The organism is Phycisphaerales bacterium, assembly GCA_016716475.1.
Taxonomy (GTDB): Bacteria; Planctomycetota; Phycisphaerae; order UBA1845; family Fen-1342; genus JADJWG01.
Genome location: JADJWG010000002.1, coordinates 1220607 through 1234467, shown reverse-complemented (window position 1 = coordinate 1234467; position 13861 = coordinate 1220607). Strand labels below are relative to the sequence as shown.

General features: G+C 64.8%; 13 protein-coding genes, 1 tRNA gene and 1 CRISPR repeat array. Of the genes, 6 read left to right on the top strand and 8 right to left on the bottom strand.

Annotated elements, in window-relative coordinates:
* Positions 1 to 255 precede the first annotated feature (255 nt).
* Positions 256 to 329, top strand: a tRNA-Val gene (locus IPM18_12795).
* Positions 330 to 601: 272 nt separating this feature from the next.
* Here the strand turns inward: IPM18_12795 and IPM18_12790 are convergent.
* Complete coding sequence (locus IPM18_12790) at positions 602 to 910, bottom strand: transposase (GenBank protein MBK9120460.1); 309 nt, start codon at positions 908 to 910, stop codon at positions 602 to 604.
* Complete coding sequence (locus IPM18_12785; protein MBK9120459.1) at positions 880 to 1881, bottom strand: IS256 family transposase; 1002 nt, start codon at positions 1879 to 1881, stop codon at positions 880 to 882. Before IPM18_12785 ends, IPM18_12790 begins: the two co-directional genes overlap by 31 nt.
* Before the next feature lie 105 nt (positions 1882 to 1986).
* Between IPM18_12785 and IPM18_12780 the strand changes: the two genes are divergently transcribed.
* Both IPM18_12780 and IPM18_12775 read left to right on the top strand, forming a co-directional pair.
* The gene (locus IPM18_12780) at positions 1987 to 2124 is read left to right on the top strand and encodes a hypothetical protein (GenBank protein MBK9120458.1); all 138 of its coding nucleotides are present in this window, start codon (positions 1987 to 1989) and stop codon (positions 2122 to 2124) included.
* The gene (locus IPM18_12775) at positions 2121 to 2372 is read left to right on the top strand and encodes a helix-turn-helix transcriptional regulator (protein ID MBK9120457.1); all 252 of its coding nucleotides are present in this window, start codon (positions 2121 to 2123) and stop codon (positions 2370 to 2372) included. Before IPM18_12780 ends, IPM18_12775 begins: the two co-directional genes overlap by 4 nt.
* A gap of 328 nt (positions 2373 to 2700) precedes the next feature.
* Here IPM18_12775 and IPM18_12770 read toward each other — a convergent pair whose 3' ends face one another.
* Positions 2701 to 2985 (bottom strand): transposase, encoded by a 285-nt coding sequence (locus IPM18_12770; protein ID MBK9120456.1) that lies wholly within the window; start codon positions 2983 to 2985, stop codon positions 2701 to 2703.
* Between the two features lie 121 nt (positions 2986 to 3106).
* Positions 3107 to 3442: a transposase gene (locus IPM18_12765; protein MBK9120455.1), complete on the bottom strand. Its 336-nt coding sequence runs from the start codon at positions 3440 to 3442 to the stop codon at positions 3107 to 3109.
* A 97-nt stretch (positions 3443 to 3539) separates the two neighbouring features.
* On the opposite strand from IPM18_12765, the gene IPM18_12760 reads away from it, so the two are divergent.
* The 3 genes from IPM18_12760 to IPM18_12750 all read left to right on the top strand — a co-directional run bounded on the left by IPM18_12760 (position 3540) and on the right by IPM18_12750 (position 6096).
* Complete coding sequence (locus tag IPM18_12760; protein MBK9120454.1) at positions 3540 to 5195, top strand: MCP four helix bundle domain-containing protein; 1656 nt, start codon at positions 3540 to 3542, stop codon at positions 5193 to 5195.
* A 93-nt stretch (positions 5196 to 5288) separates the two neighbouring features.
* Positions 5289 to 5621 carry a hypothetical protein gene (locus IPM18_12755; GenBank protein MBK9120453.1) on the top strand — a complete coding sequence of 111 codons (333 nt, stop codon included), beginning with the start codon at positions 5289 to 5291 and terminating at the stop codon, positions 5619 to 5621.
* A 169-nt stretch (positions 5622 to 5790) separates the two neighbouring features.
* Positions 5791 to 6096 (top strand): hypothetical protein, encoded by a 306-nt coding sequence (locus tag IPM18_12750; protein MBK9120452.1) that lies wholly within the window; start codon positions 5791 to 5793, stop codon positions 6094 to 6096.
* Positions 6097 to 6122: 26 nt separating this feature from the next.
* Positions 6123 to 7363: direct repeats of the CRISPR family, unit length 36 nt; unit sequence GCTTCAATGGGACCGCGGCTCGAGAGCCGCGGAAAC.
* A gap of 170 nt (positions 7364 to 7533) precedes the next feature.
* On the opposite strand, the gene cas5u6u is transcribed toward IPM18_12750, so the two are convergent.
* From cas5u6u to cas3u, 4 genes are read right to left on the bottom strand one after another with little or no spacing between them, the layout of a single operon-like run.
* A complete protein-coding gene (cas5u6u, locus tag IPM18_12745) occupies positions 7534 to 9066 on the bottom strand; it encodes a type I-U CRISPR-associated protein Cas5/Cas6 (protein ID MBK9120451.1) in 1533 nt (510 codons plus the stop codon).
* Positions 9067 to 9073: 7 nt separating this feature from the next.
* Positions 9074 to 10192 carry a type I-U CRISPR-associated protein Cas7 gene (gene cas7u / locus IPM18_12740; GenBank protein MBK9120450.1) on the bottom strand — a complete coding sequence of 373 codons (1119 nt, stop codon included), beginning with the start codon at positions 10190 to 10192 and terminating at the stop codon, positions 9074 to 9076.
* Complete coding sequence (gene cas8c, locus IPM18_12735) at positions 10189 to 11178, bottom strand: type I-U CRISPR-associated protein Cas8c (protein MBK9120449.1); 990 nt, start codon at positions 11176 to 11178, stop codon at positions 10189 to 10191. Before cas8c ends, cas7u begins: the two co-directional genes overlap by 4 nt.
* Complete coding sequence (gene cas3u, locus IPM18_12730) at positions 11175 to 13859, bottom strand: type I-U CRISPR-associated helicase/endonuclease Cas3 (protein MBK9120448.1); 2685 nt, start codon at positions 13857 to 13859, stop codon at positions 11175 to 11177. Before cas3u ends, cas8c begins: the two co-directional genes overlap by 4 nt.
* Between the last annotated feature and the right edge of the window lie 2 nt (positions 13860 to 13861).

Genomic DNA, 13861 nt, shown 5'->3' with positions numbered 1-13861 from the left:
GCGACTTGGTGCCGAGCGACAAGGCCTCCCCAGCGTGCGTGTACGTGCCTGCTTGTGCGGTCCCCGGGCACAATGCCAGGGTCGTTTCCAGGTACCATCCCGCTGGGCTTGCGCGGCATTTCGTTCGGCTTCGCAGCTCCATTGCTGAGGTGTCATAACGGGCTGAGCGGCCGTAGGTTGCCTTGTTATAGTGGGCCTTGACATCCCCGGCACAGGCGGCGAAACTCCCCCATATGTGAGTATCGATCCGCACCCGGGCGATTAGCTCAGTTGGCTAGAGCGCGTGCTCGACAAGCACGAGGTCACTGGTTCGAGCCCAGTATCGCCCAATCTTGTAAGCCGTTGGAAACAAATCGTTTACGGGCGTCGATCGAACTTGTGACCCTCTTATTTCTGGCTTTTTAGCGCGGCCACTGGCCGCGCTACGTTACACTGGGGGGTGTTATGCCACGCATACCGGGTATCCCGAAATACCGCAAAAGACGCAAGGGAAACGCCGTTTTCGCATACGTTACCCTGCTCGATACGGTCACCCGAGAACGCGCCGAGAGGTAGTGTCAAGTCCTGTGTAAATTGAATCTGGGGCATCCGTCACGTTCGTTCACGCCGCATGGGTCTTCGCCTTCGCCTTCACCTTCGTCTTCACCCGGCGGTTCTTTCCTTCCGGCAGCGGTATCTGGGCACACAGGTGCGCCGCCTTCAAGTGCCGCCAGTTCTGCGACAGCCGCATCAGCACCTGATGCACCAGGTACACGCCGCTCTTGGTCTTCTTGAACCGCTTGGCCGCGTTCGTCCGCAGCCGTACGCCCGCAAACGGCGACTCGATCACGTTCGTCGTCCGCAGGTGCGACCAGTGCGGCTCCGGAAACGCGTAGAACGTCAGGCAGCGATCCAGATCGTCCCCAGACAGTCCGCCGCCCGGTCGTAGCCCGCCCGACGGAAGTCCGCGATCACACCGGCCGCCAGCTTCCGCGCCGCCACCTCACTTTCCGCCTGCCAGATCGCCCGCAGTCGCGGGGTCGCCTCAGGCTGCTCGGCCTTCGGCAGCTTGTCGAGCACGTTCATCGTCTTGTGATTCGTGCAGCGCTGCTGGGCCGAGTTCGGACTCTGCTCGTTCACCGCCGCCCACAGCCCCAACGCCCCGTCCGCGATCCAGCAGCCCGGCTCGTTCAGACCCCGCTGCCGGCAGTCCTTCAGCAACTCGCCCCAGCTCTCGGCGCTCTCGCGATACCCCTCCCGCAGCGCGAGCAAGTGCTTCTGCCCCTCCGTATCCGCCCCGATCAGCACCATCAGGCAGGCTTTCTCCGTACCCAGCCCGGCCTTCAGGTAAATCCCGTCCGCCCAGATATAGACGAACTTCCGGCCGCTCAGATCCTGCCGGTCGAACGCCGCGTACTCGACGCGGAACCGCTGTGTCAGCCGACTGATCGTGCTGGGCGACAGCGGCGCGTCGTTCCCCGCCAGCAGCCGCAAGGCCGGCTCGAAGTCCCGCGTCGCCAGGCCTTCGATGAACAGCCGCATGAACGTCTCCTCGATCGTGTCGCTGCGACGCTGGTACTTGCGCACGATCTTCGATTCGAACGGCTCCTGGCCCGGCGGGATGTCGCGCACCCGCGGGACCTCCAGCGGCACCGTGCCGCTGCCCAGCGTCAGCCGCCGCGGCGTGGTCCCGTTGCGGTAGCCGCGGAACTCGCCCTGTCGCTGATACCGGTCGCGCTGGAGGTAGACGTTCACCTCGTCCTCCAACGCCGCCAGCAGCATCTGCCGGGCCCCCAGCCGGGCCAGTTCCTCGACCTGGTCCCGAACCACCTGCACGGCCTCGTCCGCCCCCGCCTCGTCCCGCCGCTTGACGCTCGATCCTCGTCCGGTTGTAGTAGCCATCGGGCTCCTCCTGGGAAACGACTCTCGTTTCAAACGCACCAGCAGGATGCCCCACGTTCTCAATTTCCACAAGATTTCAGGCTACCTCCCGGCGTCACGCTCTCCGTGAGTGACACCGAGGTTCTCGCGGCGATCGATTGGTTCGACGATCCGGTCTTTGATCCCAAGGAACTCCTCCCGGCTCTGCAAGAGGCGCTGGAACACCACTGGGCCATCCGGGGACAACTGGATCTGGAACCATGACCGCCAAGGCCCGACTGCAACGCGCCGCAAATCAACTGGCCGCCGCCAGTGTCATCGCTGCGGGTCTCGGAGAAATGTTGCGGGCGGCCCGGCGCGAGGCCGGACTTTCGCAGGCCGAGCTGGCGGCTCGACTCGGCTGCCCGCAGCCCACGATCGCGCGCTGGGAGCGCGGCGGCAGCGGCCTGGACCCGCAACGCCTGCCGGCGATCCTGGCGGCGCTCGATGCCACTTCCCACCGTCAAGAGTGAGTCACCCGTTTCCCTGTGCCTGACGGCGTGCAGTCCAAGGTGGGACCTGCCCCCAAGAGCAATAGTGAGCCGTGCGCTCCCAGTGTTGCAGATGGGCAATGTCTCAGTAGGCGGCACGTCTGATATCTGTGCGTTATATATCGCCCAAACGACGAAAAGTCGCGAATAATGTGATTTCGGATATCGGGGTGGTCGATAATCGACCTAGACGCCAACGCTATTGGTGTTTGCGTAGCGGATTACACTTTGCTGTACGGTTGGACCGAGCCGTACAGCAAATTCCTTCAGCTACAAGTACAAGAGACCTTCAAGGGAGCGACTCATGAGGCTATCTCAAAACCTCTGAAAGCAAGAGAAGCGTACAGGTCATATGCAAGAAGCCGCTGAACAGGCAGCTCGACTTCTCCCAACGGATGCAGAGCCGGCGGTAGTTCTGGATCCAGGAGATCGTCCGCTCCACCGTCCAGCGCCGCTTGGCGCGCTGCAGCGGCCGGCGGTCCTGTGTCACATTCTCCGGCTTGCGGTTGCCGCGATGCGGCGCGATCATTTCCATGCCGCGCTGTGCGAGCTCTTCGTCGAGCTTGTCGCTGTCGTACGCCTTGTCGCCGATCACGCGGCGGCGTCTCGCGTCAGCACGAAGTCGAACAGCGCCTGCACGCAGCGGCTCTCGTGGGCGTCCGCCGCGGTATCGATCGCCACCGGCAACCCGCGAGCATCGACCAGAACCATGATTTTCACGCCTTTTCCGAGGTGGCCGCGCTGATCCCATCACCGCCGCCCCGGGCCTTGGCGAAGGTGCCGTCGATGAAGCATTCGTACACGCGGTACGCGCCGCGCCGTTCGACCAGGCGTCCGGCGGCCCGCATGGCCTGCTCAAAGAGCCCTTCGCGCGTCCAGCGGTGGAACCAACGGTGCACCGTGGCCCGCGCGCCGAACTCGCGCGGCAGGTCCTTCCACTTCGCGCCGTTGTCCAGCATCCAGAAGATGCCGCGCAGCGTCCGCCGCTTGTCCGCGACGGGCGGCCGCCCTTCGGACTCTTCGGCCGATCCGGAATCCTGTCCGCCAGCCAATCCAATTGCTCATTCGTGAGTGTCAACATGCATCATTGTACAAAGTCAACAGGTGTCCCGGTTTTGAGATAGCCTCATGTTCGCCAGAATGAGCCTATTGGGCAAACTAGTGGGTGGTTTTTTCCTGTCGGGCGCGATCGCCCTTGCACTCAGTGGCACGGGGTACTACGCCATCACCACCACGGCCGCTGACATCGACGAGATTGGCGAAGTACGTGTGCCCACCCTGAATAGCATCCTGCACCTGTCCGTCGCCCAGATGGAAATCCGGGCCATCAACAACACCTTGATGAACGCCGGCTTCACCTCGGCCGAGCGTGAGCAGATGCGCGGCGATCTAACGCGCGTCTGGCGTGACATTGAGGCCGCCTGGACCGAGTACGAGTCGCTGCCGCATACGCCTGAAGAAACCGCTCTTTGGCGCGAGTTCCAGCCGGCCTTCGCCGAATGGAAGAAGATGGCGAGTGAATTCCTGACGGTGAACCACGCGTGGGAACGCGCGCTGGCCAGCGGTCATGAAGAGGCGGAGCGCGCCGCCTACGAAGAAGGACGTACAAAGCTGGTCGCGATCCGCGCTTCGTTCGCTACCTGCAGCCGCATCCTCGAAGACCTCATCAAGGTTAACGTCGACATCTGCCACCGGGAGGTGGTCGAGAGCCAGGCCCGTGCCCAGTGGCTCACGACGCTGATGCTGATTCTCGGGACTTCGGCCGTGTTCGTCACGTTGACGCTCGGCATCTTCATTACTCGCAGCATCACGGTGCCGCTGCGGAACACCTTCAAGGGTCTCAAGACCTGCAGCACGCATGAACTGCGTGAAACCGGCCAGACGCTGCTGCGCATCATCGGTGGGATGTCCGAAGGCGCCGACCAGGTCAACGACGCCGCGGCGCAGGTCTCCGCCGTCTCCCAGCAACTGGCCGAGGGCGCCAGTGAGCAGGCCTCTTCGCTCGAGGAGACTTCGGCCGCGCTCGAAGAAGTCTCCGCGATGACGCGGCAGAATGCCACCAACGCGAAGGACGCCAACCAGGTGGCCAGCGAGGCGAACGTCGCGGCCCAGGACGGCGAGAAGACCATGAGTGGCATCAACGAGGCGAGCGACAAGATCAGCAAGATCATCAAGGTCATCGAAGAGATCGCCTTCCAGACCAACCTGCTGGCGCTGAACGCGGCGGTGGAGGCCGCCCGGGCCGGCGAACACGGCAAGGGCTTCGCGGTCGTGGCCGAGGAGGTCCGCAACCTGGCCCAGCGTGCGGCCGGAGCGGCCAAGGAGACGACCAGTTTGATCGAGGAGTCGGTCGCGAAATCGCGGGACGGCGTCTCCGCGATCAAGGCCATCGTCAGCGGCGTCACGCGCGTGTCCGAACTCGTCAGCGGGATCTCAAGTGCGAGCGACGAGCAGGCCGAGGGCGTGCAGCAGGTTACGACGGCCGTCTCGCAGATGGACCAGGTCACCCAGTCCAATGCCGCGGGCGCCGAGGAGGCCGCGTCCGCCGCGGAGGAACTCGCGGCGCAGGCCGCCTCCGTCAAGGGTCTCGTCGGCGAGCTCCTGGCGCTGGTCGAGAATACCTCCACAGCGACGAGCAACAGCGTGCCGCCACGCCGGTTGCTGAACACGGTTCATGCGGCCCATACGCCACTCGTGGAATCCAAGGTCGGTAGAACCCGTGCCAAGCGCGTGCCGCTACAAGCGGCCCCGGTGAAGGCCGCGGCGACAACCGGTACGACTGATCCGAACCTGAACGAGTTCTAGTGCTGTGCTCGTCATAAGGGGCGCCTGCGGCGGTCCCCGTGGGCGCCCCGACGAGCCGGCTTTCGCTTATCGGCTAATGCCATGGAGGAGCACATGGTCAACGACCAACAGCCCCAATATGACTCCCCCGAGACCATCGTCGATGATTTGAGCCCGGCGCTTCGAGCTGCGCTCGCGGACATGGCCCTCACGTCCAGTATCTGTGCGGCACTGCGCGACGACATCGATGCGGTGGCACGCAACTGCGACCCGTTCACGCAAGGCCAGGGGGCCTTGCCGGCTACGGTCAACCTGTTAAGAAACAAGCTCGAAACGCTCGCGACCACAACGACGGAACTCGAGTATGCCATGGCGAAGCGCGCACTGTTGCTTGAGGACGTCGCCGAAACGCTCGCCGACTTGCGGCGCAGCGAAACACAGCAGTAGTTGCGCTTCCGCGACACAGTTGCGGCTACGTGGCCGAGTCGAATGCGTCAAGCAAGCAAGGATGCGGGAGTAATGATGGTTTCAATCCGGCCGCACACTTGGGAGTCAGCGGCGCCACCAACCCGCTCGTGCCGCTCACGTAGATCGAGTTGAAAGGGGTGCTGCCTCCATGCCACATGCGACTTCCAACATCCGCTGGTACATCTGCATCCCGGATGATGGCTCGTCACCGCACGTGCTCGGCACCGCGAGCAACCGGGCCATGGTTCTGGCCCGGCTGATGACTCGCGACATGTCGCCGGAATTGAGCGATGTCGAGACTTCCGAGGGGCTGCGAGTCGCCGGCGTGGTCGGGACACTCGAGTGGCTGCATGACCCGCCGCCACCGCCAGACGTTCAGAATGCCGCGATCGAATCGCTGATCTTGGCGCTGAATCGGTGGGAGCTCGAAGGCCGTCTGGTTGGCCTGCGATAGGGCTCGGTTGCGAGCTGGGGGCTGGCGATGACATTGTGTCCGCCGATCAGAGCCGCGTCGGCCGACGCGGCACGACACGCTAGAGGCCGTGCGTCGCGGAGACATGTGTCCGCCGATCAGAGCCGCGGAAACCTCTCGAATGGCGCAAAGTCCCGGCTGGCAATCGCGCTTCAATGGGACCGCGGCTCGAGAGCCGCGGAAACGAGCAAGCAGCCCGCGCTCGCGAGAACGAACGCCTAGCTTCAATGGGACCGCGGCTCGAGAGCCGCGGAAACGGCGCGCAGGGTAATACCTGTTCATCCGCGTACAGAGCTTCAATGGGACCGCGGCTCGAGAGCCGCGGAAACGCTGGCCTACCGGGTGACGACGACGATGATGAAGTGCTTCAATGGGACCGCGGCTCGAGAGCCGCGGAAACGACCCGGCCGCCGTGGCGTACGAGTGGCCTGAGGAGGCTTCAATGGGACCGCGGCTCGAGAGCCGCGGAAACCCCGGCCGCGGCGCAGGTGTGGCGGGAGTGGCCGGCTTCAATGGGACCGCGGCTCGAGAGCCGCGGAAACCCCATAGGCCGCCGAAGAAGCGTAGTCGTCTACAGCTTCAATGGGACCGCGGCTCGAGAGCCGCGGAAACCGCCGGTGCCCCATTTCGACAACATGAGGAGCGTGCTTCAATGGGACCGCGGCTCGAGAGCCGCGGAAACGGCCATGTTGTGCCCCAAACGCAGAAGTTCTAGAGCTTCAATGGGACCGCGGCTCGAGAGCCGCGGAAACCAGCCGGGCCGGGTTGGTTGTGAATCGAGACATGCTGCTTCAATGGGACCGCGGCTCGAGAGCCGCGGAAACCTCGTGGCACACTCGGACCCACCCGGTAGAATAAGGCTTCAATGGGACCGCGGCTCGAGAGCCGCGGAAACCAGCCGGTGCGAGTCGGGACCAAACCGCGCCAAGGGCTTCAATGGGACCGCGGCTCGAGAGCCGCGGAAACCTCGTGGCACACTCGGACCCACCCGGTAGAATAAGGCTTCAATGGGACCGCGGCTCGAGAGCCGCGGAAACCCCGGCCGCGGCGCAGGTCTGGCAGGAGTGGCCGGCTTCAATGGGACCGCGGCTCGAGAGCCGCGGAAACGCGCAGGGCGTGGTCGAGTTTTATGACACGAAGGAGCTTCAATGGGACCGCGGCTCGAGAGCCGCGGAAACCCGGTGTGCCGCTTCAGATCGAACGCGGTCTCCCCGCTTCAATGGGACCGCGGCTCGAGAGCCGCGGAAACTCCCGCTCTCGCAACATTTGGTAAACGTGCCACTTGCAGTCCACATAGCGAGCGCAAGCAGCGAGTTAGGTTCCCGGTCGGGTTGGCGCAGCGGGTCGGCTGGATGTAACTCTTCACTTGTCAAACACCTGCATCGACGCGAGCGTACCCGGCACTCCCCTGCACCACCTTCACGCTCGCGGGTCAATCGCCGACAACGCACCCAGGCCACAATGCCGGCCCGCTCCCAGAGCGAGCGGACCCTCAACTTTCTCCGTGAAGTGTAGCACGGCCCAGCGGAGCGGCCACCGGCGGAGATATTTCGGCACGAAGAACCGTCCGGCACCGCCCGTGTGCGCCGGCGGGCCGATGAACTCGAACGACTCCACCGAACCCGATGGCAGGCCCGCCTGGTCGCAGGCGCGGGATAGCAGCTTCGCCGCCTTGGTGGCCTTGAGCCCGTCGTAGCCCGGGAGGACGATCGGCGTGGCGGTGATCCACGCGCGCGAGCGCTGCGTGAACATCCGCAGCACGCGGTCGGTCGGGTCGAGCCGTTCGAGCGTCGCGACCGCTTCACCGGTGTCCTCGTCGATCAAGTCCGATGCTGCGAGGCGCATCGCGGCCCACTTGGCGTGCCGCCCGTCTCCGTCGTGCGGTTCGGCGACGAGGACACGCCGGATCATGCCGTCAGCGTACGGGCTACCGATCGAGGGCAGCGGTAAGTAGGAAAAACGTGGGGGCGTGGGGCCGCGCGTGAGCGCAGGATCGTCGCGCGTATGGCCAGCGACATACATGTTCGAGCCGCCAGGGACGGCGGCCCAATAGTCACGATCCTTCTGGGTGGCCTTGCAGGCGACGTGGCGGAGCATAGCAGCGACCTTGGCAGCGTTCTCGACGCCAAACGGCCGAGACTTTTCGGGATCGTCAAGCCGGCGGAGGGCGAAAGCCGCGAAGGGACGGGGGGGCACGTCGGACGCTCGGCGGTACGCGGAGGTGCTGAACGCGCGCAAGCGCGGCACGGGGTGGAACACGCCATCCTTCAGGCGATCGAGGAACTTTGCATGACGGTCTATGAGCGCGTCAAGTGTGTTCGAGACAGGAAGGCGCAGGCCGGGCGTGCCGACGCGCCCCGGTTCCCATCGCTCGCCAGATAGCCTGGCGGCCTGGGGTTCGTCGATGATGCGGGCATCGCCAATGGCGGCGTCGATGCCCCAGCCGAGCGCAACGATGCAGCGCGCGGCGGCGGCGATGGTCGGTTCGTTCTGGCGGGCTTGGCGCTCGCTCGTCTCGTCGAGCGGCCACAGATAGTGGACCGTATCGCCGTCGAGCAGGTGCGTCGGGCGGAAGACCTTCTTCGTGCGGTCCTCGAACATGGCGAGCACATCGCCCCGGGACCACTTCGCGGCGACGAGGTCGGCGGAGTTGTTGGGGACGTAGCGCGGCACGGTCTGGCCCGTGACGGCGCGCGGCGCCAGGATCGTCGGAGGCGTCGCGGCGCATAGATTCGCCAGCCATCCCAGCGCAGCGACCGGCGCCTGGGCGGTGAGTGCGGCGCGGGTTGAGCCGTCATCGCCGGCCCAGCGCGCCGCGGCGCCCGCGACCATCGCCTGGAAGAGCCGCAGCGGCGAGGGCGGCCATTCGTTGGGCGCGGCGTCTTCCTTGCCCAGGCGCGCGTGGCAGGTGTGCTGGAGGAAGGTGACGGAGATGTGGAGGTGAGAGGGCATGGGGCGCCTATGCCTCCGCTTTCTCTGTCTTCCTGGTCTTCTTGTTCTTCTTGCCAGCTTCGGTCACATCCTGCTTGGCGGCGTTCTTGTCGAAGGTGACGGATTTGGACTCACCAACGCCGAACGCCTTGGCCGCCGTTTCGGCGAAGGTGAGCGCCGCTTCATGCGTGATGCCGGCGGGGGCGCGTTTGCCATCGGGATGAACCTCGACGAACTCGGGCTTCTTGTCGGGGTCGCGGACGAGCGTACACCCCTGTCGAAGGTACCCGACGAACGCGCTGGGATGGGTGAAGGCCACAAGGGAAAGGCCGAGAATGTAGCGACGTAGCGGGGCGGGGTCGTCCTTGCCGGCGTTTAGCAGCCGGAGCGCCGCGAGATTGAGCGTGGCGTCGCGCCGGATGCCGCCCGTCGCGATAATGCCGCCGTGCGAGCCGGACGCGGGGTTGTGGACGAAGCCTCGCTGGGCCAGCGGGCTCTTCTTGTCGCCCTCGGCCGTTTCCTTGTCCTCTTTGCTGAAGACCTCCAGGGCCGAGTAATCCAAGGGTGGGATGTAGACCGCCCCCCGGGTGAGCTTTCGGACGTTGAACGCGCGGATGGTGGAGCCCAAGATGCGAGGGAGCTTGGCTTGAGTGTCGCGCGAGTCCCAGACGCCGAAGACCAGGGAAGTCGGGGCGATCCTCGCTAGTGCTTGTGCATCTCCCTTGCCGACGCTCTCGAAGGACGCCTTCAATTCCTGCGCTAGTTCAGTGCACCGCAGCAGCGCGTCGCCGGCCCGGTGCCCGGCGTCAAGGATGCTTACCTCCTTCTCGTTGCCCGCCTTGATCGTGATCTGCGGCACCAGAGTGCGGTATTTCTCCTTGGCGAACTCCGGCTCGACGCGGTTGGCCTGCGAGCCGACGGAGTCGATGAGGCAGACGTTCTCTCCATCGGGTTGGCCGTTGAATGGTCCGTCGATGTTGTAGCCGCCGCGGAACCGATTCGGGTCGTTCCCCTGTTCGGCGGCGAAGGTCGCGGGGAAGACCACGCCGTCGCGGCCCTCGACGGGCATGAGGTGCTCGCGGATAACGAGGGCCGCGGGGCCGTCGTCATTGAGCCAGGCGTCGTATTTGGTTAACACGTCGCTCATGGAGTGTCTCCTTCTGTAATGCGAATGGCGGGCAGAAAGCCCTTGTGCTTGCGCTGATCAGTGCGGAACGCGTTCTCGAAGCGGTACAAGTCGCCTCCGCCGCCTGGAAGCAGGCCGCACGCGGCAGCAGCGGCAACGGCCGGCGGCAGCGGGACCGTCCAGGCACGGTAGACGAACACGCGCGGCTGCTTGGTCGGCATCGGGCGGAAACGCTGGAGGCCAATGAGTGCCAACAGCTCAACTGCAGGGAAGGCGGCGCTCTCCATCTTCACTTGCTTCCGCTTGATCTTGCCAGATTTGCTCGCCGGCCCATTTCGCCATACCGAGAGCTTGTTCGCGCTGAACCCCTGATCGACCGGATGAGCGTTCGATCCGCGCGTGCAGTCGAAGTAGAACGGCTCGGCCTTGCCTTCCTCGACTCCTTCCCCCTCGGCGACTTCGTCGCTCTCTTCATCATCGGTCGGCCGCAAAACGCATGCGAAGTCGAACGGGTGTAGCTTTGAGAATGCGCAGACGCATTCGGCGAGTGCTGCGGCTGCTACTCGGCGCACTTGCATGCTGCCCGCCCATGGCTTAGGAACCTCGTCGCTATCGCCCTGCCACCAGTCCATGTCAAGTTCGAAGGGCGACCCGATAGTGACACGGCCAGATCTGAGCAGCCCGCCGAGTTGCTTTCGCCGAGCCTCACACTCGGCCGTCAGGGCGCTCCCGTTCTGCTTGGCCTCCCGCTTGGCCTCCTCCAGTTGATCGAGCTCGGACTTCAGTTCGGGAGTGAGAGCACCGGCAAGGCCGACCTTCTGGAGGCGCTGGATGAGGGTCAAGATGGTCGCGTCGTCCGGTATGCCGCCAATTTCGATGTGACTGTCGATGAACCTCCCGGTGGCGCCGGGCCACGTCCGCGCCGCCAACTCCAGCAGCCCGCAGCACGCGAAGAACTGACCGGGGTTCGCTGGGTCCACGGGGACGCAGATTTGATTGCCGGTCATGCGCCACCCCCATTTTGGTCCGCCGATGCCAGCGCATCCGCACACCGTAGCAGCGATTCCAGCCACGCCAACCCCCAGCGGCCGAAGCGGCGCTGGAGACGGGCAAAGCGTTGCATGGCCTCTACGAGAGCGGCTTCGTTGTCCTTGGTCGGGCGCTCGCGGTCGAATGCCATCGGTTCAAAGTGTGGCCGGGACCAACCGTGATGGGCCGCGATCAGGTGGAGGATCAGATCGCGTTCTGCGTGGCTGGCGACCTCAGACACCGGGTTGCCGTCGGCGTCACCGAACGTCGCGTCGAGCAGAGAACCGAACTCGTGGCGGTAGAAGTTGAGCGCTTTCCAGTGCAAGTAACGGTCGGACTTCGCCAGCGGAGCCGAGGAATCACCTTTGCGGGCGTAGCGTTGCCAGATGGGGCGGTTCTTGCCGCTGTCGTGCCAGTGCGCGGCCAGCGCCAGCGCTTCGTAGACCGGCTGTTCCAACCCCAACGCCGCGCCGATCCTCTTGGCCGTTGTCACGACCGTGCCCGAGTGATCGGCGAGTCGAACACGTGTACCCGGTTCGCCGCTCTCCGCCTTCGCCACGCGGTACTCGATCGTCGCCGGCGAGATGTCCTCGTTCGCTGAGTCCGACGCTGCCAGCGCCAGCCTACAGCGCTCCACGAGCGTCGTGTTGACCTGCTCGCCGAGCAACGGCTTCACTTCGTCATCTGTCACGCGGAGACGCTGCCGCGCCAGCTGGTCGGCGAGCGCCGCCTCGGCCACGTCTAGGTCCTGATGTTGCTTCGGTGCCTCTTCGTTGCCGTCCAGCATGCCGGCTTTCAGGCCGCCAACCTCAGTCGGCAGCAGCACTGTGGCGTAGGAGAGAAGACGACGCGCCTCGTTCAGTTTCGCCTTGTCCGTCTTATCCGCCGGGGCGAGCTCGGCGAGCGTGACCCAGCGCGGCTCGCCGTTCCTGATGAGAACCACCTTCACGTCGTTTTGGCGTGCCGCGATACGCGCGAGTTGCTCTTGTACACGGTCCCGGCGGTCCCTGAGCCGCTCAGCAGCGCGGATTGGGAAGACTTCGAGCATCTCGGCAAGGTCATCCTCTGCCACGCCCGCGCGGCCCAATTCGCCGATGTCGGCTCGCCACGCCACGTGCGTTTCGGGCGGCTCCCACTCGGCGACTCCGTGCAGGTAGGGTTCGACTCCGGGCCGGCCGGGCAGTTCGCCCGTGATCGACGTGAGCGCCCAGGCGTCGAACAGGATGTCCGTCGCGGGTAGGATCGTCGGGGGTGGCGAGAACGCGAGTTTTGCGTCGTCCGTGTTCAACAGATTGGATAACGCCTCCGGCGATACATCGAATCCGTCGTTCTTCGCGGGAAGCTCGCGCAACGCCTCGCCGGTCATCTCAAGTTGCGGTCGAACCGGATCTTTGTCGCCGATGGGCGCCACCACAACGGAAATCTTGGCCGATCGGCTGCCTCCTCCCAGTCGGTTCATGCGCCCGATGCGCTGGGCCATGCTGTCGAGAGTGCTGAGGTCGCAAACGAGGTGATCGGCGTCGAGATCGGCCCCGATTTCGCCGGCCGAGGTGGACACGAGATAAAGCGCCTGTTCGAGTTTAGGCGGACGAGCCGGGTCCGATCTGAATGCCCTGAACAGCTCACTGTTGGCCAGTTGATCGCGCTCGAACCCGCGGATCGTGCCCGTGAGCAGGCGAACGCGCCCGTCCCCGTCTTTGCCGAGCCCAGTCTTCGGGTTCTTGATGGCATCCGCGATGGCCTTTGCATCTTCCGGCAAGCGAACGTAGATCAGAATCCGCTCCTTGGAGTCGCGGTACGTAAGCGCCTTGGTCGCGATCGCCTGCGCCAAGTTGCCCTTGCCGGCGTCGTATGTCTGCAACGTCAGCGTCTTGCTGGCCGTACGCCGTTGCGTGACGATGGCGTCCGCATCGTCCTCCTTGATGAGTGTGAAGTCGGCGCTGGCCTCCGCGCCGCGCAGTCGGCGGACGGCCTCCCGATCTTCTCGGGCATCGTCGCGTGAGGTCGCGGTCAACTCCAGGACGCGCACCGGTCTTGGTTCGTTCGCCTCCCGCTGCTCGCGCTCGATCTTCCACAACAACCGCGAAAAAGCCGGCGACAAATGGGCCTCGTCGTGGACGATCAATGTGTCCTGTCCGATCAGCCCCGCGTGGTGAGCCCGGCCGTAGCGGCCATCGCCATAACCGGAGAACAGCAACTTGCTGCCGATCATGTCGATGGTGCCGACGATGATCACGGGGCGGGCGGGGTTCTTCTTCCATTCGCCGTTGTCGGCCAGTTCGCCGCGGAGGGTGCTGACGGCGAGTGGCACCTGCAAATCGCCCCCAGCGAGCCTTGCGAGCGCCTTTCGCAATTGCGCGAGCGGCCCGTTGTCGCTGTCGAGGACACTCAGTGTGCTGAGAATCCGGGCGGCATCTTCGGTCGCCTGATCCACAACGGTTCGGCGGTTCACGATGTAAACCAGCCGGCGCGGCAAGCGCAGGCCGTTGTCGGCCGAGTGTGCCAGGGCAATCAGCCAGATCGGGATGATGGAGGTCTTGCCGAGGCCGGTGGGCAGGGTAACGGTCAAAGGAATACGGCCCGCTGCAAGCTCGTCGAACAGTCTGCATTGCCAGCGAAAGGGCGTGTGCACCGAAAACAGCGCATGAAACACTCTCACGA

Excerpts from the sequence above, each read along its gene's own strand:
- IPM18_12785 (MBK9120459.1), bottom strand. The coding sequence starts at position 1,881 with ATGGCTACTACAACCGGACGAGGATCGAGCGTCAAGCGGCGGGACGAG.
- IPM18_12775 (MBK9120457.1), top strand. The coding sequence starts at position 2,121 with ATGACCGCCAAGGCCCGACTGCAACGCGCCGCAAATCAACTGGCCGCC.
- IPM18_12755 (MBK9120453.1), top strand. The coding sequence starts at position 5,289 with ATGGTCAACGACCAACAGCCCCAATATGACTCCCCCGAGACCATCGTC.
- IPM18_12750 (MBK9120452.1), top strand. The coding sequence starts at position 5,791 with ATGCCACATGCGACTTCCAACATCCGCTGGTACATCTGCATCCCGGAT.
- cas5u6u (MBK9120451.1), bottom strand. The coding sequence starts at position 9,066 with ATGCCCTCTCACCTCCACATCTCCGTCACCTTCCTCCAGCACACCTGC.
- cas7u (MBK9120450.1), bottom strand. The coding sequence starts at position 10,192 with ATGAGCGACGTGTTAACCAAATACGACGCCTGGCTCAATGACGACGGC.
- cas8c (MBK9120449.1), bottom strand. The coding sequence starts at position 11,178 with ATGACCGGCAATCAAATCTGCGTCCCCGTGGACCCAGCGAACCCCGGT.